Source organism: Microbulbifer maximicatervae (SeqCode) (genome assembly GCF_052467225.1).
Window position 1 is genome coordinate 3006541 of record NZ_CP174303.1, and the last position, 22201, is coordinate 3028741.

Below are 22201 nucleotides of genomic sequence, written 5' to 3' on the forward strand. Positions count from 1 at the left end.
AATTATTTTTTGCGTAAGCCAAGTAATCAATAATTTGTTAGGCTGAAAGCTGGATCTAGGGAACTTCAATTCCCTTAGAGGCGGTCCATATTCTATACCACTGCTCTCTACTCAAGTTGAGTTTCAGGCTTTCTATCGCCGACTGAACGCGCTCAATTTTTCCCGACCCCATAATTGCTAGGGGCTTGGAGGGAAAGCGTCGTACCCACGCATAGATTACCTGGTCAATACTGGCTGCCCCGATTTCCTCCTTGATATCTTCCAGGGTGATTCGTAACCGTGTTGCTTGGGTGCTTGATCCACTAAAAATTTCCCCTCCAGCTAAGCAGGACCAAGCCATAGGATGAATTCTATATTGCTGCAGTTGATCCAGAGTTCCATCCTCCGCAGCGCTAAAATTGATAGGATTAATCTCGACCTGATTTGTCACCAGTGGTGAGCTCAGGCGGGACTGCAACAAATCAAATTGCTGGGAGGTAAAGTTGGAAACGCCGAAATGTAATACCTTACCGGACTTCTGCAGTTCGGCGAATGTGGTGGCAATTTCATCTGCATCCATCAAAACATCAGGTCGGTGAAGAAGCAGGATGTCGATGTGCTCTACACCGAGGTGGGCTAAGGAGTTATTAACCGAGTGCTGAATATGTTCAGCACTGGAGTCATAGTACTTAACTTTCCTGTTTGGATATTTTTCAGAAAGCAATTTGATATTGCATTTGGTGACAATCTCGATGTGATTGCGAATAGATCTATCCAGCTTAAGGGCCTCGCCGAATAACTGTTCGCAGGAGTAATCCCCGTAAATATCAGCATGATCTACGGTGGTAACCCCTTTATCTATATGTTGCTTTAGGAATGTCAGGCGCTCCTGAGGGCTTAAATTCCAATCACTCACACGCCAGTAGCCTTGGACCAACTCTGACAGTTCTGGTCCTTTTGGAGAAGCTAGCACTCTATTAACCACTGAATACCTACCTGATCGAAAAGCATTAGGGTATTCCTGTTCCTGTTGATACTCAACGCCTAAAGTAGAAGGGTAGGCAGCCCAATGTCGCCATCGGTGTCATAAATGTCATTGAGTCATGTTGATCGTTGAGCTAGCTGACAACTGAAACCGGAGCAACTTTAGAGTCATTCTCAATGCCCTGATGTTCTGAGGATCACTAAAGAGGCTTGGGCTTTTATCTTCACAGGAGCACCGCATGGTCAGTACCGAGGAAAAAGTTTCCGGCTGGTTGATAATTACTTACTCAATTTTGATGTTGTTGATATCCAGCGCAATATTGTTATTCCTATACGCAGTTTTTGGAAGTTCAATTTTGAGTATGCCATTCAATATATTCAGTCTAATGGGCTTGATGATAATACTGTTTGCGTCTTTGAATATTTTGGGGGTCTTTGCTGGCATTGCTGTCCTTTTGGATAAAAGGTATGCCCCAGAGTTAGCTTTAATATTTTCAACAGTGAGTGTGCTAAATGTTCCGCTGGGCACTTTGGTCGGCGGTTTTTATTTATGGCTATATATTCGTAAATATAAATAGCTCTTTTTGATGTTTGCAAAGCCTGTCTACTGTTAACAAGAGTCATTTTATCTCTGTAATAAATGCTGATCTTAACTTCGAGATGTACATAGGCTTTAGTTCTCTAAGTGGTACGCAAATAAATTACGATAGAAATAATTGAGAACAGGCAACTCAAGTAGTTGTTTTAGCAGTCATCATGATTAACAATAGTGCCAGCGATATGTACACGATAGCTTTGGCAATAGCCAAAAAGAAATAAACAACAATAATGTAGTAGGTGTACGCATATGGAACTGGAAGTCTTGCGCCGGAGCTTTAAGCTCTTGTCTCTTTTTTTGGTACTAAATGTCATTCAAGGATGTTCTGAGCCTCCACAGGATAGTGAAAAAAGCCGGGCAATGTTGACCCAAAGAGCGCTGTCTCTTGCGCCCGCTGATCCGGAAATCGCTGAAATATATACTCGCACTTGCCGCAGCTGTCACAGCACTGGCGCCAGCGCCGCACCCCTTACCGGAGATTTAGCCAACTGGAAGCCCCGTATGGAGAAGGGGATGGATGTGTTGGTGGAAAATGCGATCAATGGGTTCCAGGGTATGCCGCCACTAGGCCTTTGTTTTGAGTGCTCCCCCGAGCAGTTTGAACAGTTGATTGTCTTTATGGCTACAGCGGAGTAAAGGATATGGGGTTCAATCGTCGCCAGTTTATTAATTCTATCGCGATCGGCTCCGCATCATTAGCGGCCGCGCCCATCTCATCAGTTGCACGTACCTTATTGCAAGCTGCAGCCCCACCGACAAAAAAAGCGGGTGTTCGATGGCGGAACTGGTCTGGTTCACAAGAGTGTCTGCCGGCCCATCGTCTGGCACCCAAAGATATTCCTGCACTGCAAACGATAATTGCGGAAGCGCAAGGTACGGTCAGGGCGGTAGGTGCGGGTCACTCCTTCACTGCACTGGTACCCACTGACGATACAATTATTTCATTGGGCCGTATTACTGGCGTCGCCGACCACGATTCCGACAAGGTCCAGGCGACAATCTACGCTGGCACCCGTGTAGCAGACATTGGCCAACCCTTAGAGGATATCGGTCAAGCGCTGATTAACCAACCAGATATCGATGAGCAGACTTTAGGTGGTTGCCTGGCAACCGCGACCCATGGAACAGGTGCAGGCTTGGGTTGTATGTCCAGCTATGCAACGGGTATGGAACTGGTGACCGCAGGAGGGGATACGCTCTGGTGTGATGGTGAGCAAAACCCCGAGGTGTTCGCGGCAGCGCAAGTATCCCTTGGCAGCCTGGGTATGGTGACCAAGGTGCGTATGCAGAACCAGCCCAGCTACCGTTTGCGTCGTGAATCTTGGGTAGCGCCCCTGGAAGAGGTGTTGGATCAGGCTCCAGCACTGGCAGAGGCCAATCGGAACTTTGAATTTTACTATATCCCGTTTTCTGGGATGTGCATGGCTGATTCCCACCAGCCGACCACAGAGGAAATCTTCTCTACGGAGCGGGAAGATACTAATGAAGCAGTAATGACCCTGAAATCTGTGCGGGACTGGCTGGGCTGGTCACCGAAGTTGCGTCAGTTTGCGCTGCAAAATGCGATGGAAGATATCGAGAGGGAAGTCGTTGTCGAGTCCTCCTGGCGGAATTACGCCAGTGAGCGAAACGTACGTTTCAATGAAATGGAGTATCACTTGCCCCGCGAGGACGGTTTGAAAGCCTTCGCGGAAATACGTCGAACGATTGAGGAAAATAACCTGGATGTTTTCTTCCCTATCGAGGTGCGTTTCGTTAAAGCTGACGATATCTGGCTGAGTCCGTTTTATAAGCAAGATTCCGTGTCCATCGCCATACACCGCTACTTTGAAGAGGACCACCTACCGCTATTTCAGGCCATTGAGCCCATTATGCGCAAATATGGGGGCCGCCCGCACTGGGGCAAGTTAAACAAGCTACAAGGCTCGGACTTTGCCGAGCTCTACCCTCAGTGGCAGGATTTTCTTGAGGTTCGCCGAGAGCTGGACCCCAGTGGTAAGTTCTTAAACCCCTATCTGAAAACGCTTTTTACCTGAGCAACGCTGCTCAGCAGTGAACCCTCAAAGAGGAAAGCACAATGGATATCAAGCGACGAAAGCTAATACTAGGTGGGGTCGCGTTAGGAGCGGTGGCAGGTGTCGCCGTTCTTCGCCCTAAAGCGCAAGGGCAGGGAGGGCACAGCGAATACTTCTCCAGTGTTTCTAAAGCTCTGGATCATGCCGGCTTTTCTGGTCCCACCTTAGTCGTAGACCTGGAAAATCTGCAAAAGAACGCCGATATATTAGCCGGCCACCTCAGAGGTCACTATGACTACCGGGTAGTGGCTAAATCCTTGCCCTCGCTAAACCTGCTGGATGCTATTACTCAGCGAACAAATACCAATCGCATCATGGTATTCCAGCTGCCATTTCTACAGCAGCTGGTTAAATCTCATCCAGCGAGTGATATTTTACTGGGTAAACCTCTCCCGATTACTGCGGCAAAGGCCTTTTATTTTAGCACTAGGGCGGATCATTTTGATCCTACGCGGCAGTTACAGTGGCTGGTTGACAGCCCCCGCAGACTTAATCAATACGCCGATCTGGCGCGATCGCTCAAACAATCCTTGCGAATTAATATCGAGATTGATGTAGGCCTACACCGGGGTGGCATTGCCAGTGCGGAAGATCTCTCCGCGATGCTCGGTATCATTCAGCGGGAACCCTATTTGGAATTTTCCGGTTTTATGGGTTACGACGCCCACGCCGCAAAAATGCCAGGTGTTCTCGGTGGACCTGAAAAGGCAATCACTCGGGGGTTGGATATTTACCAAAGCAGGGTGGAGCAAGCTAAGATCCAGCTGGGAAGTGCATTCCCGAAGGTGGCCACTTTGAACGCTGCCGGTAGCCCAACCTACCAACTGTACAAATCCCGAGCAGACCGGGCTCCCTGTAACGAGATTGCCGCTGGCTCGTGCCTGGTTAAACCGGTGGGCTTTGATATTCCCACTCTGTCTGATCATTTACCAGCGGCGTATATCGCAAGTCCGGTATTGAAGAAATTGTCACAGACACAGATACCCGGCATAGAAGGGCTCACCGGACCCTTTAGTTGGTTGAACCCAAATCGGGAGCAAAGCTTCTTTATATCTGGCGGCTATTGGAAGGCGGAGCCAGAATCACCAAAAGGTCTATCGATCAACCCCATCTATGGCCGCTCCAGCAACCAAGAAATGCTGAATGGCTCAAAAAAGGTACTGCTGAATGAAGACGATTGGGTCTTTCTCCGGCCCACACAGAGTGAGTCCGTGTTCCTGCAGTTTGGTGATATTGCGGTCTATAGCAAAGGCGAGATAGTGGATCTCTGGCCGGTAATGAGTAATTCCTGAGGATTCAGCTCCTGCAATGGAGTAAGTACAAACTTGTTTAATAAACGTACTGACCTTAGTGACGGGTATACAACAAGTCTTGGAGATATTGATGATCTATGAAGTTGTTTTGGTGTTAAACACGATTTGGTTTCTGATGGGATTTAACGTTTTCTCTTTGAGGAACCATATATTTGCGAAGTTACTGGTACCCAGGGAACAAAGGGATACCCCCGTATTTAATATCTTGGCAGAATCGGGAAAATTTCTGGGTGGTTTTAACCTGTCGTTGGCGCTACTCAATATACTACTGCTAATCAGCCCCTCAGTATTTGCTACGGAGGTGCAACGCGCTACGTTGCTGCTGGTGTTTGCTGTCACTCACGGAACACAGTTTATTTACAATGTTCCGGTAGCCCTACAAAACCGAAAAGGTGAAGGGCCGTGGCAAGTTAAAGGTGTGATGCGTTTTATCTTTATCACTGACTTTATAATGATGTCACTGAATCTAATAGCCGCACTTTGGATACTCCTCTAAATTTTAAACCCTATGAAATTCGGTCACGATGCTTGTTGTGGCCGATAATGATCAGCATGCCAAATCAGTAGTGAGAATGTCATTGCTAAAGTCGGTGGGCGAACTTTAATTTCTACAAAAAGCGTCGGCGTATAATGTCTCTATTGCAGTTATTGGGTCAAACTAAATAGGTACCCAATAATGTGTCGGCGGTGTTTATATTGGTTTTCGCCGGACAAAATTTGAGTCATTTCTTACGGCGCAGTACACAGGTGGTTGTGTCCTCAGGATTGCTGATATTATATTCAGGGCATGGGAGGGATTGTTAGTTTTCCCCCAGTTTAACTATTTGCTTATCTGATTTCAGGCAGATAGTTTCCCTCGCTTTCCAAGTTTATAAGTTGACAACTAGTTGCTAACGGAATTTCCTCAATTATAGGGACGACATAATGTACTTTAGAGTTAGTTCTGCGGGGTATGATATTTCAGGCGATATTGATTGGTTTGCGAGCTCTAAGCCTTTCAATCCTCCACAAGGGATTGTGCATAGATCACTGCATAACCAAGCAGGAGTTATAGGTCCATTGCCAGGAGATATGGCTCGCTCCGCAATGGGGCTAATTAGCGGTGATTTGGGAGCAATAATTGGGGATCGAGATTCTGGATTGGGGCGCAGCTGGGAGAGACTTCACCTAATTGGAGTAAGCGCGGGTATTTTACATGAACGCCGTTACTCTAATTACAATACGATCATTGGCAGTCATGGTCTCAATACTGCGATGATCCCCTTTGAGGGTATTGCGAACTGGGTCTTAAACCAAAATCGTAAATTTTTCTATATTGTCAATGTGGACAAACAAAAAGTACTTAACTTTACGGATCGAAATGGAAGCGTCAGAGTAGAATCTGTACCCACGAAGCTCCGTCAGGCCATCACATATACATCGGAGCTGGACCCTAATATTTGGATTACTATACGGCAAGAACACCATGACTCTCGGACAGCAAGTTTAGCTGATAATCAAGCTATTGATTACAGTGCAAGTATTACTGATGAGCTGAAAATGAAGAAAAGTAATTGGGAGCGTATTCGGGGTCGAATAGCCGCCATTGATCAACAGATTATAGATTGCCAAAATAATGCTCGCTGGAATCTGATAGACCTTTGACTTCTTGCTGATAATCATGTTGAAAACAATAAGCTGATTATATAGTTTGTGATTAATTATGGTAACTTTGCGAATTAAGGTGGCCCGATTCTCTAGAGTTTAACTAGATTAATGAATTAGTATAAAAGGAGCTCATATATTACTTCTCCGCGCTTAACCAAGTAACCGATAAATAGCAGGCTAAATCGCCGATATTTCAATGGTCACTCTTAGAGTCACCTTCTTTGACTTAAGTGTTGAGTAACATGCGATTCAGTGGGCGTGATAGGATAGCTAATAAGGGCCGTTCACTAAACTTAGTAGGTATCTAAAATTAACCACCCAAGTAGTACTTAAACTGGTATGCAAATACATTATATATGTTAGACAGAATAATATGACCAAATATCAACAATATGTTAATATTTTAATGAATTCCTAGAATGCTTATAGGTAGCCTACGAGCATCTGGTAGTAATTGAGATGGATAAGGGCTGGCGATGTCGTACGATCCTGTGACCTGGTTCAGGAGATCGAAAAGCTCATCCATGAAGTATCATTTGGGTTTATTGAGTATGAGAATTCTAAAGATTTTGGTCATATCGGGCTCGGTTCTGTTCACTGGTTGTACAGTTTTTCTTGGAGAGCCGGATACTAGAGTTAAGCGATTTGGTGATTGGGAGCTTTGCACAAAGCTGGCCGATAAAACTTTTAAATATCATTCTCAATGGCACTGGGCTATAGCTAATGAGATTAAGGCTAGGGATCTGGGGATTTCACAGAGATGTAAGTCAACGTATACCGCAAGGATGAATCGTTTTACAGCTAGGAGCGTGATTAAGTCTGTTTCATTTGAGGATGCCTTGAACCATAATTTTGAGTAATTCCAATACATGCCAGCTATCAAGCGTCCTTTATTTGTAGTTGACGATGGCTGGCAATACCTGCCACATGGACTTGTGTACCTCTTTCAAATCAAGTTACTTAAAAGCTTGATTGGATAGTATTATCAAGCCTTATACTGGAGAGTTGGGCTGTATTGTTGTTTCAATAGCACCGAATAATAGCTTCTTAGGCAGTAGGAAAAACATGACCCGGATGGCATAGCTGTGCCGGGCCTTCAAGTTATCAATTGATGACGGGTCAGCTTTATTCTTTAACTTATTCAGGCCTATAGCTTGATTACATGGTGCTGTGCAGGTAGAAGCCATCTATCTAGTGATTGACATGCTTGCTTTGGTATTCTGCTTTACGCTAGTTTGATTAGCAATGGATAGAATGGTTGATCTATATATCCACTAGGAATGTCTTTTTTCGCTTTTACTTATTCCAGTAATGGGTTAGTTATGTGCATTTAATCAATTATCGTTGGATGCTAATCTATTTTATGAGTAGGGCTTCAGAGGTGTTCTAGTAAGGTTGCCCTTTGATGTTATGAGGCTTGAAGTTACTATTTATCTTTGGAGTAGTTCAACTCGACTCTTTTTCCTATATCTTTGACATATAACTGTGAGACTCTTCACAAAAGGTAGTGTGCCATCGAATGGCACTTCAGGTCATTTGCTTAAGGATATAGTTGATATGGTGATTACATCGATGTTTAAGCATGCTCGGTTAGTTCCTCTATTTGTTGCCTTGCTTTCCAATATGGCGGTTGGAGAGCAAGTAAATGATATCCTGAGTATTAAAAGTAATGATACAAATTTGTATGTGGAAGTTGCAGGGCAAGATGAAGGCAAGCCTTTATTGCTATTTTTACATGGGGGGCCTGGGGATGTGGAGTTGGGGTTGGTTCCATTTCAGGTAAAAATTGGCAAAACTCTGGAAGATGATTATTTAGTTGCTTATATGCATCAAAGGGGGGCAGGGAAATCCCCTGAAGTTAAGGAAGATACCTTAACGATTGATAATAATATTGAGGATGTGCGCAATGTAGTTAATTTTCTCCGGACCCATTATAAAAAAGACAAGTTTACTCTGATTGGCCATTCATGGGGTGGCGCTTTAGCTGCTCTCTATGCAGGGAAATATCCAGAAGAATTAGATGGCATAGTATTTATCTCCTCATTCCAAAATGGAAAGGTTCAGTCTAAAACGAGCCTTGATGCAACCCTAAAATGGGCAATGCAGGAAAATAATGAACATGCAATGCACGAATTGAAGCAATATCAAGAGAACCCAGAAGAGAACCATCTTTTACTCGCAAAGTGGGCAAGTAGGGCGAATGATGGTATCGCAAACGGGGTAGATATTCATGGCTTTATAGCAAATCAAAAGATAAATGAGCAGTTTCCTGGGTGGCAACAGCAGCGGGGAAACTTGGCGGATAAAATGGAGAGGGAGCTTCAGACGTTAAATGTTAATGCTGAAGTCGATAGCTTGGAGATTCCAGCATTATTCATGGTAGGTGAAAAGGATACAATAACCACTCCTTCTCAAGTTAAAGATGATTTTGCGCGATATCGTGGGCCAAAGTGCCTCACTATACTTAAAGATAGCCATCATCTTCCATTTTTTGATGCCGATGAAGAACTTGGTGAAACCTTACTGCAGTTCTTAGAGAGTGGTCGTTGCTCGAAAACAGTTATTTAGCTAACTAGATATTTATAGTGCATTTTTTATCAGAGTTAGATACCTGATATAAGAGTTATGTTTATTCTGCATTCTCTTTCAATGTATTGATCGACACCCTCATTATACTGATGAGGGTGCTCACAAGCCTGAAGGGGGAATAGGCATTATTTGATATCTAGGTCACCCATCTCAGTGTTGATGGCATTTAGGGGAATTTATTCAATAGTATAGAAATTGATAGGGGATCTACTGCCAAGAGGGAGTTTCGCTAACTCATTCTAATGCTGGTAATGCAGTTTCCATTATGCGGGGGATTTGGGCAGCCGCGACGATTTTTTTCGTGCGGCTCTATTCGAGTAGATTTTGGGGCTGAGCTTAGATTGTTTGTTGCAAGAATTATGTGATTTCGAAAAAGCCCAGCAGCTCATCCTTACGACCGATATTTTGCGTATAAAATGCCCACTGGTCGTTTCCATCTCTCACCCCGAATACCCGTGCACAAGTATCGTAGTATGAGGTACCAAGTTTTGCTTGCTTTTTCTTGAAGCTTGCTCCTTTTCTACCCCCTTTGGGGCCACCTATTGAGAGTCTCCTCTCCTTGGTTGCATCGGGAGTTTTCACCATCTTCTCCAACTCATCTCTTTGTTCGCTCCCCTTGATGGTCCCCCCCTAGGAAACATCACCTGCAACATGGATAACCGTTACACTTTTGCTTTGGTCGTCATGGTACTTGAAGGTCATTCGACAATTACTGAGATGAGAGGTGAAGAAGTAAGGGGGGCTTTTACTATCTAGAGTTACAGGCACAGCTTTTTGTCGAGCCCAGGTGAGGTATGTTGCTTTCTTGCCAGAATCTCCGCTTTTTACCATCATGATTTTATTGGGTTTTACAAATTCAAAATCAAACTCAGTTTCGTAGGCTCCTGCTTTGTTGTCGAAGGCCTCCGTATTAAAATCAAGTTCATAGGTTTTGAAGGCTGATTCAATGTCTTTTTCTAATAGGCTGATGAAGTCTTCATAACTTGGCATGGCTCAATCCTTATGTCGCCGGCTGTTCTGATATAAGCGGTTTGACCTGGTTTTATCAGTGCTAACTCCTCCATTTAGTTATTCATAGTTAAAGGTGCTTTTGGCATGATTTCTACTTTTCAAACTAGCATACCTATCAATATGCCTCCAAATAAATCTAAGGGCAGCTTGAAGTAGGTCAATTTTTAGTTTTATGAGGTTTTTATATGTCCACAGGGTGCGGGATATAAGCCTGTAGTCGAATATAAATTTTTTCGAACAATAAAGAGGGTGGAGTGATTTTTTTAAAGGCAGATTTGTTCAAGCTAGTATTATTGGCCCATATAATTTAAGTAGCAATGCGAAAAATTTTGGTATTCTTCTATCGTTCATTCAAATTTTCATAGATAAAATCTACGCAAAGCTTTATTTTGGGAATTTGGTATTTAGTGCGCTCATAAAGAAGAAATACTCCCAGATCGCCACTGGGGCTGACTGAGACTTTACCCTCGCAAGGTACCTGTACAAGTTCCCCTGTATCTAGATAGTTACAAATACTCCAGGAAGGTACGCAGAACATACCGCGGTGATTGAGGGCGGCTGCTGTTAATGCTTTGCCGTTATTGCTGATAACTTTTGGAGTCAACTTCAGGGGCTCCCAGTGCTCGTCATTAAGTATGTACCACTCAATGACGCCACGAGGCCCCCGGTATTGCAAGGTAGCAATTGACTCAATCGCCGACTTGTTTAAGGGGAAGCTATACTCCAACTTGTCGATAAACTGCGGTGTGGCCACGAGGGTGAACTCATTATCCGATAGGCGTTTGGCAATAACATGCTCATCCGGGGCAAACCCTCCGCGAATCGCAATATCAACGGGATCTTTCCCTAACTGGGACAGGTCATCGTTATAGGTTAAGTCGAATACGATATTGGGGTAACGTTGGGCAAACTTCTCAAGAAGGGGGGTTAAATGCTGCTCTCCATAAGTTGGGAGACAGCTGATGCGTATCAGACCGTTGGGCGCTTCAAAAGTCTGGCTAACCAGTTCATCAGCCTGTTCAAGCTGGCGAATTGCTTTACTTATCATCGAATAGTAGAGCTTGCCGAGCTCAGTAACCTTGACTTGGCGGGTACTGCGTTGCAGTAACTCCACTCCTAAGGACTGCTCCAGATCTTTTACGCGGCGGGAGATTGATGAGGCGGGAACCTCAAATTCTTCAGCAACTGCAGTAAAGCTATTCAGTTCTACCACCCGCTTGAAGTAACGCAATGCTCTGATTTTGTCCATAATCAACTTCTAACTGTCTGTCATCGTCTCAAAATATTCCCCATTATTGCCAAAATGACAAAAGACTTATACCTATTACCACCTGTTTTTATGGTGGCAGTATGGGCACTATCGCTTTCAATGTTTGTGTTGAACCGATTGTTAGGATGACCAATGAAAGCTTTGAAAATGACTCGCTATGGGGATATTGATAGCAGCCTGGAGTTTCAGTCAGCTGAGGTTCCCACCCCCAAGGCTGGTGAAGTTTTGCTTCGGGTGCATGCGGCTAGCGTAAATCCAGTTGATAATATGATGTTGCGGGGGGAGCTTAAATCGGTACGAAAGGAAGTATTTCCGGTTGGTATTGGCCGGGATGTCAGTGGTGAAGTTGTAGCAGTGGGGGATAATGTTGCTGGATACAGTGTAGGGGACCTGGTGTTTTCCAGGGTGGGGGAGGATCATGTGGGCACTATTGCAGAATATCTCACCGTTAGTGTTTCCCACCTGGCTGCAAAGCCCGAAAACTTGTCACACAGTGAAGCGGCGGGTATTCCGCTTGTTGGGCTGACCTCCTATCAGTCTTTGATCAAAGTTGCGGGCTTGAAGTCCGGAGAGAAAGTGCTGATACATGCAGGCTCAGGTGGTGTTGGCTCTATGGCGATCCAATTGGCGAAGTCTGTAGGCGCCTATGTGGTGACTACAACAAGTAGCGCGAATGTGGAGTGGGTGAAAGCACTCGGTGCCGACCTTGTTATTGATTATAAAAAAGATGACTACCGGCGATTACTATCTGATATGGATGTCGTATTCGATACTTTGGGTGGTCAGTATGCTTTGGATGCATTTCAGGTCCTGAAAATCGGTGGGCGTGTTGTCTCAGTTAAAGGGGCTTTAGATCCGCAGACAGCTGAAGAGCTTGGGCTAGGTTGGTTGCTCCGCAAGCTATTGGCGCTTAAGTCGCGAAAGCTGATGAAGGCCGCGAAGGAAAAGTCCGCGCTCTATAGAATGGTTATTATGGAAGCTAGTGGAGAGCATCTGAGTGAGCTAGGAAATTTGTACCAACAGAAGATACTATCCCCGGTGATAGACAAGATCTATTCTTTAGAGCAAGGCAAAGAAGCTTTCTCATATCTCGCTTTGGGACGCGCAAAAGGCAAAGTGATTATATCTGTTAGAGCCAGTTAATTAAGAGTTGAAACGATCAATAGTGCCAGTGTTGCCTTGAAATATAGTGGCGTGCTGGCTGTTGTTTTACACTTTGCGTCTGCCTCATCTTTGAGGTTGCACTTGAGAAATTGGCATGACAAAGCTCGTGGAGATGACACACATAAGTTCAGTTGACTTTCAGAAGGATTGATGTATTGCTCTAAAGAATTACGATTTGACTTAGATAGAGAATATATATGATAGTGTGTTGATGATATACGAAATAGAATGAATCTAGTACATGGCGAAATAGACCTACTAACTGCAATTACTAACGTCGGGCTGGCTCTAGTCGCATTTATTGGCGCCCTTTATTTGTCAGTGTTTGTAAGGAGGAAGCAGTGGAAAAGAAATATTTGGCTTTTCTTTTTTACTGTTATGTTTATCGCCTCATTAGTGGCAGCTGTCTATCACGGGTTTGAAATTCCACCATATTTTCGAGTTTGTTTATGGTATGCAGTACTTGTTTTACTTGGCTTGCTGATTTCTTCTTTTGTTCTTGCGGTTAGTGCAGATTTGGTGAATGAAAATTTTTCCAAACGGGCTGTTTTGCCAGTATTGTTTATTTTCCTGATAGTTTTTGTTTACTCTTTTTCACTTAAAGATAAAATTTTTGCCTTTGCTGTTTATCAGTTTTTAATCAGTGCAGTGGCTTTTATAGGGTATTCTATATTAGCCTTAAGGGGACAGAATTCACTGCCTGGTAGTTGTTTTATGGCACTGGGCTCGATAGTTAGTATTGTTGCAATGGCTATCCAGTTAGATGGAAGTTTATCAATTAGTATTATTTGGGAACTTAATCACAATATTATCTACCATTTTGTCCAGGCGTTTGGTGTTGTGCTCTTTATTCTGGGTTTACACAGATTTTACTCAGCGAGGTAGTTGGCGAATTGCAGGCAGAATATAGCTTTTGGACGTGGGAAAGAGAAAAAGATGAGCTTGAGAAATCAACCTGATGGTTACGGCGCAATAGCCAAGTGGCTACATTGGTTAACGGCCTTATTCTTTTTGGGGTCCTATATTTCAGTCTACTACCGCCAGTGGTTTACTCAAGAGGAAACACCGGCGAATTGGACTGCCTTGCAGTTACATCTATCTATTGGTGTCACCATTGGGGTGATCGTCATCCTAAGAATCGTATGGCGTCTCACTAATCCGCCACCGCCATTAGAACCAGGTAGCTCCCTGGAACATTTTGCCGCTCATACCGGTCATGTTCTTCTCTACTTGATTATGATCGTCGCTCCGCTAACAGGGTATATCGGAACAGGCGTGGATACGGATTACTTTTTCCTGTTTGAAATTCCTAAGTTTGAGAGCACCCAAGCCTTTGTGGCGATAGTTCAGGATCGGATGGGGATGACATTCGAACAGTTTGAGAAGCCAGTCGATTTTATCCATAAAGAGATCCTGGGAGAGTGGGTGGTCTGGATCTTAATCTTGGGGCATGTAATGGCCGCTCTATATCACCACTACATCAAAAAGGATCGGACTTTGCTAAGAATGACCGCGACTAAGAAGTCATAGTTCCTGCGATGGTTTTGGCAGAAAGTAGTGGCAAATAGGCATTGAGCGCCAAATCCAGACATTTTAACCTCGAGTTTTTGCAGCTGCTGTGGAGCTGTGCACTTGGACTTGAGGTGGGTGTTATATGAGGTATTTGGTCCTTGCTTTGATTCTATTTCAAATGGGGTGCATACCTGAGTCCAAACTATATCGAATCGCGCAATTCGAAATGGTCCCTCAGCCTACTTGCCAGCCTTCGCTGGCAAGTAGCACTCATGCTGCTATCGGATCAGCTCCTACTTAAGCTGCCAACCTCCTGAGCCCCGGTTTTGTGTCTGGGCAAACCCAGTGAAACCAGTGCGGTTAGCAGAAGAAAAGCGCTGGAAATAAGTAGGCAAGCCACCAACCCCTGAGTTTGGAATACCCACCCCGAGAGCAGTGTCCCTAGCAATCGCCCAGCTGCATTTGCCATATAGTAGAAGCCCACATCCATAGAGACGCCATCTTCCCGAGCATAAGCAACTATCAAGTAGCTGTGTAAAGATGAATTTACGGCGAAGAGTACAGCAAACATCAAAAGTCCACCCATTACGGCGGGCTGTGGATCCACCCCTTTGTGTAATGCGATTGCGATTAATGCGGGCACTGCAGTGAGCGCTATTGCCCAGAAGAGCGCGGTTCGCCCATCCGGAGCCTGGGCTGAACGTGCCGTCGTGACCTTTGGGGCCAGGGTTTGCACTATGCCGTATCCTATCACCCAGGATGCCAGGAAGGCACCTACCTGCCAGTGGCTCCAACCGAACTGGCTGGCCAGGAAAATCGGTAGGGCAATAACAAACCAAACATCCCGGGAAGCAAACAAGAGTAAGCGCGCGGCTGACAATATATTGACTGCGGGACTCTTGGAAAAGATATCTCTGAATCGGCTTTTTGCTTTGGCTTTCCCTAAGTCCCGATTAAGAAATTTGAGACTCAATATCCAAACTATTCCAAGAGCTAGGGCCATCGATGCAATCGCGCCCTGAAAGCCAAGTGCGGCGAGTAGGGCACCGCCGAGAAAGAAGCCCAAGCCTTTTAGCGCGTTTTTCGAGCCGGTTAAGAGGGCGATCCATCGATACAAGGTGCCACTGGCCTGATCGGGCACCAGTAACTTGATTGAGCTCTTCGCACTCATTTTATTCAGGTCTTTGGCGATACCGGAAAGGGCTTGGGCGGCCATAACCAAGGGGACCGAGAGATACTGACTGGGTACCAGCAGCATGGAAAGAGCAACAACCTGTAAGGCCAGCCCCAAATTCATGGTCCGGTTGAGTCCAATCCGGGCACCGAGCCAGCCGCCGACAAGATTAGTGACTACGCCAAAGAATTCGTAGAAAAGGAAAAGCAAGGCTATTTGCAAAGGGCTGTAGCCGAGCTCGTGAAAGTGCAGCAGCACCAGCATGCGCAGAGCGCCGTCAGTCAAAGTAAACGCCCAGTAATTGCCTGTAACCAGCAGATATTGGCGCACTGGCGACGATAAATTGAGAAGAGACTGCATGATCTTGTTCTGTGTACTGCTACTTACTAAAAGCGGGAGGAAAAAATACGAGCTCATGGAGAGGAGTACCCCTCAGGTGCAGTGTGTTCTTTCCTTCCGGCCCCGTTGTACTTTGGCTGCTTAGCCCGTGGTGCCAATCATTCGAGCCAATTCCGCCGTGCGGTTGGCGTAACCCCATTCATTGTCATACCAAGCGTAAACTTTTACCTGGGTGCCGTTAACGACCATGGTCGATAGAGCATCGATAATGCTCGATCTGGGGTCGGTTTTGTAATCCACGGAGACGAGGGGCCTTTCCTCATAGCCGAGGATATCTTTTAGTTCACCCTCTGCAGCGTCCTTAAATAACTGGTTTACTGCCTCTGGGGTAGTGGGGGTTTCCACTTCGAAAACACAATCGGTAATGGATGCGTTGGCGAGGGGAACACGAACTGCGTGGCCGTTTAGGCGGCCGGACAACTCTGGAAAGATGGTGGCAATAGCTGTAGCTGAACCTGTTGTTGTGGGAATCAGGCTGGCACCACAGGCGCGGGCTCTGCGCAGATCTCCATGGGGTGCGTCGAGGATAGTCTGGGTATTGGTGATATCGTGAATAGTGGTGATTGAACCGTGACGAATACCCAGGTTTTCGTGAATAACTTTTACTACTGGAGCAAGGCAGTTAGTCGTACAGGAAGCGGCGGTAATAATCTGGTGTTTGTCCGGCTGGTATATATGTTGATTTACTCCAAGGACAATGTTTGGTACTCCAGCTTCTTTAACTGGTGCAGAGACCAACACCTTCTTTACCCCTTGATCCAGGTAGGGTTGAAGAAGTTCGGTAGCTCTCATTTTACCGGAGGCCTCTACCACCAGGTCACAGTTTTTCCAATTGGTATCTGCAATAGCGGAATTGCGGCTACAGGTTATTGTTTTGCCATCAACCTGAATTGTGTCATCAACGGCTTTCGCCTCTCTGTACCAGCGCCCGTGTACAGAGTCAAAGTTGAGCAGGTGGGCGAGAGTGGCTGCATCACCGGCAGGGTCATTAATCTGGACAAACTCAACTTCAGGCCAATCCCAGGCAGCGCGCAGTACCAGTCGGCCAATTCGGCCAAATCCATTGATCCCAATTTTGATGGTCATTGTTAATTTCGCTCCATTTCTGCCAGGCACATATGAAAAATCATATATATCTGGATAGTTTAAATCTTAGGTCGGAAGGCGGTATCAGCAGCACAGACTTGTGCGCTCTGGCCGGTCTCCCATTTGAATCAGGTTGTTGAGGTCTTCGGTAATAAAGTGCTGGTTCGCCTGCAAGGTATCGAACAGTACAGACTTTGCCCAGGCATTTAAGTCCGGGTTGATTCGGTAAAACACCCACTGCCCCTGGCGGCGGTCTTGGAGCAGGTCTGAACTTCTCAGCAAGGCGAGGTGCCTGGAAATTTTTGGCTGGCTCAATTCGAGGGCTGCCGTTAGCTCGCATACGCAAAGCTCTTCCTCGTGAGCAATAAGGAGCAATGTGCGGAGCCGCGTATCATCGGCCAGGCATTTGTAAAACTGTACTGGGTTCATGCCGCTCTTTTTCGTAAATCCGCCTCGGCTTGGGCCAAGACCAGTAGTTTGATGCGAGTGCTCAATTCACGTGCCGTGGTGTAAAAAGGGCAGAAGCAGTGTCGCTTTGTCGGTTCCTTAAAATTCCAGGCAATCATCTTGTCAACTTTTGGGGAGGGTACGTATTCTTCCCGGCTTTTGTCGCAAAGTGTGATGACCAGGTCAAAAGGTTGGTCGGCTACATCTTCTACAACTTTGGGAATGAGTCCCTCTGTTGAAACCCCCAATCGCTCCAGCGCTTGCAGAGCGCGTGGGTCCACTGTGTGGACATTGGTGCCGGCGCCAACGGCTTCGTATGAATTGCCTCCAAAATGCCGCAACAGTGCCTCAGCCATCAGTGAGCGGGCAGAGTCCCCGGCGCAAACAAACAGAACACGCCTTTTCATTGGAGGGCTCCATTTGGCTTTTTAACAATTATATATGGAAAACCATATATTCATAGTCTTAAAAATAGCCCACTGAACCAGCGGGCTGTAACCTGTGCTTATAGCTTAAACTCGGCCCATACAGGCGCGTGGTCTGATGGGCGTTCCATAGCCCGAATATCGTAGTCCACGCCAGTCCCGACACATTTTTCCAGAAGAGGGTTGGTGGCTAGGATCAAGTCGATACGCAGGCCGCGTCTGGGCTCGCGATCGAACCCACGACTGCGGTAGTCGAACCAGCTGAATACATCGTCTGTTTCTGGGTTTTGTGCGCGGAAAGTGTCGGTGAGCCCCCAGCCTTCAATTTTTTGAAGCCACTCGCGCTCTTCTGGAAGGAAGCTGCATTTGCCATCGCGCAGCCAGCGCTTACGATTGGGTTCACCAATACCAATATCCTGGTCGCTGGGTGAAATATTCATATCGCCGATAACCAATACAGGCGCTTCCGGCTTACACGTGGTTTGCAGGTAGGTATCCAGGTCGGCGTAATACTTTTGCTTTGCCGGAAATTTAACCGGGTGCTCGCGATTTTCACCTTGCGGGAAATAGCCATTAATAACCGTGAGGGGCTCAGGACCGCCGATATCAAACTTGCCGGCAACCATACGGCGCTGGGCGTCGCTGGCATCAGTTGGGAAACCGTATTCGCGATCAATAAAAGGTAGGCGTGAGAGCAGGGCAACGCCGTAGTGTGTTTTTTGGCCAAAATAAATCAGCTCATAGCCCAGGTCTTTTATCGCATCTACTGGAAAGTCTTCGTCGGTGACTTTGGTTTCCTGTAGGCCGATGATATCGGGCTGATGGTTGTCTACCAAGGCCTGCATCTGGTGCAGGCGAGTGCGAATACTATTGACGTTAAAGGAAACAACCTTCATCTCTTCCCCCAAAATAAAAAAGGTCGGGCTAGCCCGACCTAAGAGTTAGTTCGCGGACCGGGCGCACGCCGCGCCCAGTGCCTATCAGTATTTAGAAGTTGGCAACTTGGGGCGGGGCCTTGCTGGCCTTATCGGCCAGGCCGATAAAGTCCGCCATTATATAGCCCGCTTCATTCAAAATTGGATCTTTTTCCAACTTGATCTCTACAGGACCACCAATGTTAGCCACCTCTTCAGATTCGCTTTCTTCGTATGCCTCAAAGTTCTCGTAGGGTTCAAGGCCTTTAGCTTTGCGGCGACGGTTTTCCATATCCAGCAATCGCTGATTAACGGACTTGCGCTCATTCTCTCTGGTTGATTCGTTGAGAGAGACATACTTCTTGTCAGCCCGCTCGGCGTCGAACTTGAACTGATCGCGCAGGAAAACAAAATCTGGATCTGTTTCCGTGCGCTTGTTGTGCTTGGTAATCAAGTTCGGGATCAGCATCTTCAAGTTGAAATACTTCGCATGAGGCACAGCGTGGATACGGTCCCAGGGCAGGGCAGTATCGTAAGCACTCTCCCCCACATTTTCGGCATCAATCAACTGTGGCATATCGATGTCCGGCTTCACACCCGCATGCTGTGTGCTGTCTCCGGAAACCCGGTAGAACTTGGACTGGGTAATTTTCAACTGGCCTTCCTTCAGGGGAGCCATAGTTTGCACAGTACCCTTACCAAATGATTGGTTGCCTACTACCAGGCCGCGGTTGTAATCCTGGATTGCACCGGCAAAAATCTCGGACGCAGAGGCCGACAAGCGATTAATCAATACCATCAGCGGCCCGCGGTACATGGCGCGGGAGCGCGAGCGGTTATGGCGGGAAATCTGCTCATTGGCGTGGCGGATCTGCACGACAGGGCCCTGATCAATAAACAGGTCTGTGAGCATGGTGGCTTCTTGCAGTGAACCACCGCCATTGTTGCGAAGATCCAGGATAATACCGTCAACCTTCTCCTCTTTAAGTTCACTCAGAAGACGGGCAACGTCTCGTGTGGTGCTCTTATAGTTGGGGTCGCGGCGGCGATAGGCATCGAAGTCGATATAGAAGGTCGGCAGGTTAATCACACCGATCTTGTAACTCTTGCTGCCATCAGAGAATTCAAACACTGCCTTCTTGGCCGCCTGATCTTCAAGCTTAACTTTGCTGCGCTTGATCAAGATAGTCTTGTGAGTACCGTCGCCACCAGTGGGGATGGTCTCCAGGCGAACATAGGTACCGGCCTTGCCGCGAATCAAGTCGACAACATCATCCAGGCGCCAGCCCACTACATCGACCATTTCGCCTTCTTTATCCTGGCCAACACCCACGATTTTATCGTTGGGCTTGATCTTGCCAGTGCGATCGGCTGGACCACCGTGTACCAGGCGAGCAACTTTGGTGTATTCCTCGTCTGCCTGCAGCACAGCACCGATACCCTCCAAGGAGAGGGACATGCTCATATTAAAGTTTTCCAATGAGCGCGGTGACAGGTAGTTGCTGTGTGGATCGTAGAGACGAGTCAGTGAGTTCATATAGAGCTCAAATACGTCGTCGCTCTTCTGTTGTTCGAGGCGCTTCTTTTGACCTTTGTAACGGCGTACGAGAAGGTCTTGGATTTCCTCATCGGTTTTACCGGTAAGGCGCAGATTCAGGATGCTGCTCTTTAAGCGCTTGCGCCAAAGCTCATCTGCAGCGCTGATCGAGTTGGGCCATTGGCTTTCCTCCCGATCCAGCTCAAGGGTCTCTTCCCGAGAAAAGTCATAGGCGGGCAGGCCTTTCTCTAGTTGGGACAGGATGTTATCTAGCCGGTCGCCCATACGCAGGCGGAAACGGTTATAGATACTGAACCCAGCGGTGACATCACCAGCGCGAAGCTGGTCATCCATCTCCGCTTCCCACGCGCGGAATTCGTCGATATCAGAGGCGAGGAAGTAACTTTTAGTGGGGTCGAGTGCATCGATATACTCGTTCCACAAGTTCTCGGACATTTCGTCGCCGATTTTGATTTTGTTGTAGTGCAGCATTTCAAGCTTGCTGACTATCTCTTGTGCAGTACCACCTTGACCCTCTTCGGGGGCTATTCGCTCTGGCTCTGCCAGAACGCTTGTGGAAAGAAGGCCAATGACCAAGAAGCCGGAAAAGTAAGCGGCGATCCGATTGGTAAGCATAGGGAGTCTCTTTATACGTCCTACTTCATAGGCGTCCGGCCCTTATGGCTCGGCGACCTATAGCTTAGGACAAGTATAAAGGCTGAAAGCTCCAAAGGGCATGAAATACCTCTAATCAGAGATGGATCTTTTTCTTTAACACTGTATTTAGCAAAATAGCTTTCCTATTGAGTGTGAAATTGAGGCATTTTTTCTCGTTTTGAAGGCTTGAGTATGTATGGTCATCATAACTATTGTGTAACTGCAACTGTAAAAAAGCGTTAAAAACAAGCACTTTGACTAATAGGTCAGCACCACTTTGATGACTTTGAAGGCTTTTAGGGTCATGAAGTTGCACCAGTTACCACTTTATTAATTCGAGTGAGCGCTCCTCGGCTAGAAGTGTTGCTCCAATAATCACTGTGACCGCAAAAATGGTGTTTTGATTTCGGAGCAATAGGCGAATATCGGGCGAGTGCCAGTATCTGTATCTGCGAATCGTGTTTTTACCACTTGGTCCAAACAGTGGTAACATGGCCAGTAGATTTGTTTGAGGTGAGGTGCTTATGCCTTGGGAGAAAAGTTTCGATGTCGATAGAGCAGTCGATAAAGCGACGGAAGCCTTTTGGAAAAAAGGCTTTGAAGCGACTTCTCTGGCCGACCTGCTCAAAGCTACCGGGCTGACTAAAGGGAGCTTTTATAATGCCTTTGGCAGTAAGAAGCAGCTTTTTACCCTGAGTTTACTCAAGTATGAGAGAGAGCAGCGGCGCGACGTAATGGCCCGGCTTGAGTCGTTGGAAGATCCTATTGGCGCTATCAGTCAGCTTTTCGACTCCCTAATTGAACAAAGCCTTGCAGATCAGGAAAAGAAGGGCTGCTTTTTGGTTAATACCGCACTCGATATGCCTAACCTGGATAGCGATATTGGGGATGCTGTAAAAAAGGGCTTGCGGGATACTGAGTCATTTTTTGCAAGGCAGGTTCGCCTGGGGATAGAGAAAGGTGTGATATCTGATCGAGTAGACCCGGAAGTCTGCGCCAATAGTTTACTGACTCTGTTAGTCGGCTTGCGAGTGTTGGCACGTGGAGTTTTTAATAAGGAAAGCCTCTCCAGAATTAAGGTACAGGCATTAGACTTGCTGCGTTGACCTGATCTTTCTTCTGGTGTTGAAAGCTTTTCGTAGGGCCTTGGCGCCGTCCTTTGGGTTGCCAGGGCTGCACTGTGATTTCCCTCTCCTGACCTCCATTGATCCTCCTGTCAATTTTGTATTGGATAGGGCTTCATATTTTCCTGTTCATTCTCAGTAGGCATTAATGCATAGCAAATAGTTATATAAATCATATTTACCGATCGGTACAAACTCATTAGTATTGTTTGTAGCAATCGGTACATACAGTTTACAGGGGTGTCTCCCCTTATTTTTTAACCAGGTTTGGACCGATCGCTACAAACAAGTGAAAC

The 22201-nt window shown here is 46.4% G+C and carries 21 protein-coding genes; 11 read left to right on the top strand and 10 right to left on the bottom strand.

Translation table 11 applies throughout. The features are described 5' to 3' along the window. Window positions 1-55 precede the first annotated feature (55 nt). Window positions 56-964, bottom strand: a complete 909-nt coding sequence (locus ACJJIZ_RS13240) for an aldo/keto reductase (RefSeq protein WP_444913703.1) — start codon at window positions 962-964, stop codon at window positions 56-58. 238 nt (window positions 965-1202) lie between these two features. On the opposite strand from ACJJIZ_RS13240, the gene ACJJIZ_RS13245 reads away from it, so the two are divergent. The 7 genes from ACJJIZ_RS13245 to ACJJIZ_RS13275 all read left to right on the top strand — a co-directional run bounded on the left by ACJJIZ_RS13245 (window position 1203) and on the right by ACJJIZ_RS13275 (window position 9164). After that, entirely contained in the window at window positions 1203-1541 is a 339-nt protein-coding gene (locus tag ACJJIZ_RS13245) for a hypothetical protein (protein ID WP_444913704.1), read from the top strand. A gap of 269 nt (window positions 1542-1810) precedes the next feature. Next, on the top strand, window positions 1811-2197 hold the full coding sequence (locus ACJJIZ_RS13250) for a c-type cytochrome (RefSeq protein ID WP_444913705.1): 387 nt from the start codon (window positions 1811-1813) through the stop codon (window positions 2195-2197). 5 nt (window positions 2198-2202) lie between these two features. Further along, window positions 2203-3597 carry an FAD-linked oxidoreductase, L-gulonolactone oxidase family gene (locus ACJJIZ_RS13255; protein WP_444913706.1) on the top strand — a complete coding sequence of 465 codons (1395 nt, stop codon included), beginning with the start codon at window positions 2203-2205 and terminating at the stop codon, window positions 3595-3597. A 41-nt stretch (window positions 3598-3638) separates the two neighbouring features. Beyond that, window positions 3639-4928, top strand: coding sequence for a DSD1 family PLP-dependent enzyme (locus tag ACJJIZ_RS13260; protein ID WP_444913707.1), 1290 nt, complete (start codon window positions 3639-3641; stop codon window positions 4926-4928). Between the two features lie 91 nt (window positions 4929-5019). Continuing rightward, window positions 5020-5445, top strand: coding sequence for a hypothetical protein (locus ACJJIZ_RS13265; RefSeq protein ID WP_413665710.1), 426 nt, complete (start codon window positions 5020-5022; stop codon window positions 5443-5445). A gap of 428 nt (window positions 5446-5873) precedes the next feature. Further along, window positions 5874-6593: a hypothetical protein gene (locus tag ACJJIZ_RS13270; protein ID WP_444913708.1), complete on the top strand. Its 720-nt coding sequence runs from the start codon at window positions 5874-5876 to the stop codon at window positions 6591-6593. A gap of 1575 nt (window positions 6594-8168) precedes the next feature. Further along, window positions 8169-9164, top strand: coding sequence for an alpha/beta hydrolase (locus ACJJIZ_RS13275; protein WP_444908382.1), 996 nt, complete (start codon window positions 8169-8171; stop codon window positions 9162-9164). 378 nt (window positions 9165-9542) lie between these two features. Here ACJJIZ_RS13275 and ACJJIZ_RS13280 read toward each other — a convergent pair whose 3' ends face one another. The 3 genes from ACJJIZ_RS13280 to ACJJIZ_RS13290 form a co-directional block, all read right to left on the bottom strand. Continuing rightward, complete coding sequence (locus tag ACJJIZ_RS13280) at window positions 9543-9779, bottom strand: hypothetical protein (protein ID WP_444913709.1); 237 nt, start codon at window positions 9777-9779, stop codon at window positions 9543-9545. Between the two features lie 36 nt (window positions 9780-9815). Next, a complete protein-coding gene (locus tag ACJJIZ_RS13285; protein WP_444913710.1) occupies window positions 9816-10175 on the bottom strand; it encodes a hypothetical protein in 360 nt (119 codons plus the stop codon). A gap of 361 nt (window positions 10176-10536) precedes the next feature. Beyond that, window positions 10537-11445, bottom strand: a complete 909-nt coding sequence (locus ACJJIZ_RS13290; RefSeq protein WP_444908380.1) for a LysR family transcriptional regulator — start codon at window positions 11443-11445, stop codon at window positions 10537-10539. Between the two features lie 153 nt (window positions 11446-11598). On the opposite strand from ACJJIZ_RS13290, the gene ACJJIZ_RS13295 reads away from it, so the two are divergent. From ACJJIZ_RS13295 to ACJJIZ_RS13305, 3 genes are all read left to right on the top strand, one after another. Next, window positions 11599-12609, top strand: a complete 1011-nt coding sequence (locus ACJJIZ_RS13295; RefSeq protein WP_444913711.1) for an NADP-dependent oxidoreductase — start codon at window positions 11599-11601, stop codon at window positions 12607-12609. 249 nt (window positions 12610-12858) lie between these two features. Further along, complete coding sequence (locus ACJJIZ_RS13300; RefSeq protein WP_444913712.1) at window positions 12859-13515, top strand: DUF6962 family protein; 657 nt, start codon at window positions 12859-12861, stop codon at window positions 13513-13515. A gap of 51 nt (window positions 13516-13566) precedes the next feature. Next, a complete protein-coding gene (locus ACJJIZ_RS13305; protein WP_444913713.1) occupies window positions 13567-14160 on the top strand; it encodes a cytochrome b in 594 nt (197 codons plus the stop codon). A gap of 268 nt (window positions 14161-14428) precedes the next feature. On the opposite strand, the gene arsJ is transcribed toward ACJJIZ_RS13305, so the two are convergent. From arsJ to ACJJIZ_RS13335, 6 genes are all read right to left on the bottom strand, one after another. After that, on the bottom strand, window positions 14429-15676 hold the full coding sequence (arsJ, locus tag ACJJIZ_RS13310) for an organoarsenical effux MFS transporter ArsJ (protein WP_444913714.1): 1248 nt from the start codon (window positions 15674-15676) through the stop codon (window positions 14429-14431). 120 nt (window positions 15677-15796) lie between these two features. After that, on the bottom strand, window positions 15797-16801 hold the full coding sequence (locus ACJJIZ_RS13315) for an ArsJ-associated glyceraldehyde-3-phosphate dehydrogenase (RefSeq protein WP_444913715.1): 1005 nt from the start codon (window positions 16799-16801) through the stop codon (window positions 15797-15799). A gap of 84 nt (window positions 16802-16885) precedes the next feature. After that, the gene (locus tag ACJJIZ_RS13320) at window positions 16886-17230 is read right to left on the bottom strand and encodes a metalloregulator ArsR/SmtB family transcription factor (RefSeq protein WP_282932732.1); all 345 of its coding nucleotides are present in this window, start codon (window positions 17228-17230) and stop codon (window positions 16886-16888) included. Continuing rightward, window positions 17227-17655, bottom strand: coding sequence for an arsenate reductase ArsC (locus tag ACJJIZ_RS13325; RefSeq protein ID WP_444908373.1), 429 nt, complete (start codon window positions 17653-17655; stop codon window positions 17227-17229). The genes ACJJIZ_RS13320 and ACJJIZ_RS13325 overlap by 4 nt, the downstream gene beginning before the upstream one ends. Before the next feature lie 98 nt (window positions 17656-17753). Further along, a complete protein-coding gene (xthA, locus tag ACJJIZ_RS13330) occupies window positions 17754-18569 on the bottom strand; it encodes an exodeoxyribonuclease III (protein WP_413665722.1) in 816 nt (271 codons plus the stop codon). Window positions 18570-18660: 91 nt separating this feature from the next. Next, complete coding sequence (locus tag ACJJIZ_RS13335) at window positions 18661-20760, bottom strand: carboxy terminal-processing peptidase (RefSeq protein ID WP_282932735.1); 2100 nt, start codon at window positions 20758-20760, stop codon at window positions 18661-18663. Window positions 20761-21305: 545 nt separating this feature from the next. Here ACJJIZ_RS13335 and ACJJIZ_RS13340 point away from each other — a divergent pair. Then, the gene (locus ACJJIZ_RS13340; RefSeq protein WP_444913716.1) at window positions 21306-21887 is read left to right on the top strand and encodes a TetR/AcrR family transcriptional regulator; all 582 of its coding nucleotides are present in this window, start codon (window positions 21306-21308) and stop codon (window positions 21885-21887) included. The last annotated feature ends 314 nt before the right edge of the window (window positions 21888-22201 follow it).